The sequence below is a fragment of the Vibrio sp. 704 genome (assembly GCF_033339295.1).
Genome location: NZ_JAWOUH010000058.1, coordinates 1 through 1,730, shown reverse-complemented (window position 1 = coordinate 1,730; position 1,730 = coordinate 1). Strand labels below are relative to the sequence as shown.

The window sequence follows — 1,730 nt, the reverse complement described above, 5'->3', positions numbered from 1 at the left end:
AAAACGCCAAGGGTTGCCGCCCATTTTGGCGTTTTTTTTTATCCACAGAAAATCATAACACCTAGTCAATATATAGACAACCCTAGTGTATGAGATACACCACCCTAGTCAACGTCATATACTAACCCTAGTAAACTAGGTTGACTCCAACAAACCATAGAACAAACCATAGAACAAATAGCGCTATCGCTTTTTCTTTTTCTTTTTTCGATTAGACCTAGCCTTGGATCTTTTTGATGAGTCAGGGACAGGACCAAATCTATCCCTCTTTTCGTCGTCAGAATGCACAGGAGGGGAAATAAGAAGATCTACAGAGCAAGATTCTAATACCTCACTTTTTTGCACAGGAGGCGTTACAGGAGCTTCTAGGTGTAGTTCTAAATGCTGTAACCACAGAAGGGCAAATTCAGTCCTTTTATCGACTGGATATTTACCCGTTTCAAATCTACTTATCGAATCATTGGAGAGATCCAGCTTATCGCCTAATTCGGACTGACTAAGCTTTAAAACAGACTTTCGAATGCGCTTAAACTCGGACGGATGCATAAGTTACCTTATTTCGACATTTTGTCGAATTGTACATCACAGATTCGACATTTTGCGGAAAAACAAGGTACTTTCACCCCGTATTACTATACGGGGATGACGCTGCACCTCCTATTTCCTCCTCCTCAGTCATCGTCGTCGTCAGTCGTCGTTTGCAGCTAACAACCAGATAGATATGTAAAAAGACGTATTTATACATATTTGTGAAGCTGACGCGCGGATTTGAATTAGGTAACAAAAATCAAGAATGTTTCCGCTTGTCGGCTCAATTGAGAAACAAAAAAAGGGAGCACAAGGCTCCCAAATTTTTATTTCCCAACAGAGCTATTTATAAGACCTGATCTAACAGAAAAAGAGCGTGGCGAAGTTGCCCCTCAGAGTAGGTAGCTCCATCAGGTGTAACAATATGACCAGACTTAAATGCCCACTTAGAAAACCCCGTAACATCAGGAAGATAGCGCCCAGACTCAAGAGCCCAAAGCCTACGAATGGTAGGGGGGATTTCCTCACCGTCATCCCATCGATGGATTTGATCCAAATCGACACAAGCTATTTCAGCAGCTCGACCCTCACTTAATGCTAAGTGTTGAAATCTAAAGATAAAGTTAGGATGTATTCGACTACTCCTAGAAATTGGAGCAAAGAATTTAACAGCGTTCTCCCAATCAGTACTACGCATAACATTCCTCCAAAGCTTGAATAGCCTTTTCGGAGATGGACTGATATACGGCGTAACTTTGAAAGTTGTACCAAGATTCAAAAGTGGCGAGAAATAAAACGCGGTCGACTGGATTTAAATCAGTTGATGCAATTAATTGCGACAGACGGTTGTAAAACACGTCCTTTTCAATAGGATGTGAGTTAGTCATGATTAGCCCCTTGTAAGCTAGTTATGATTAGCCATGCATTCAGATTGCACTCTGAATGCATGGCGTTTATGAATTTAAATTGTTTGCTGTCTAGACTTCCAATAATCAGCAGCACAAGACCACTTAGTCCCATCTTGAGCTATGTATCCCTCTATTGGGACTATTTTAGATTGTGTAGTTAACCCCAAGCGCTCAAGATTCAAATAGTATGTATTAGCTAAACTTTTCGATTTATCCCCTGGCTCGTAAGTTAACCAACCAGACTCAGAGAGCTTCTTGATTGTGTTTGCAATAGATTGTCGAGATAACCCCGTC

Annotated in this window: 1 protein-coding gene; it reads right to left on the bottom strand. The window is 41.1% G+C overall.

The window, feature by feature from the left end; all coding sequences use genetic code 11:
• Positions 1-1,489 precede the first annotated feature (1,489 nt).
• Positions 1,490-1,730 (bottom strand): hypothetical protein (locus R7R24_RS24365; protein ID WP_318119679.1); only part of this gene is annotated, 241 nt, incomplete at its 5' end.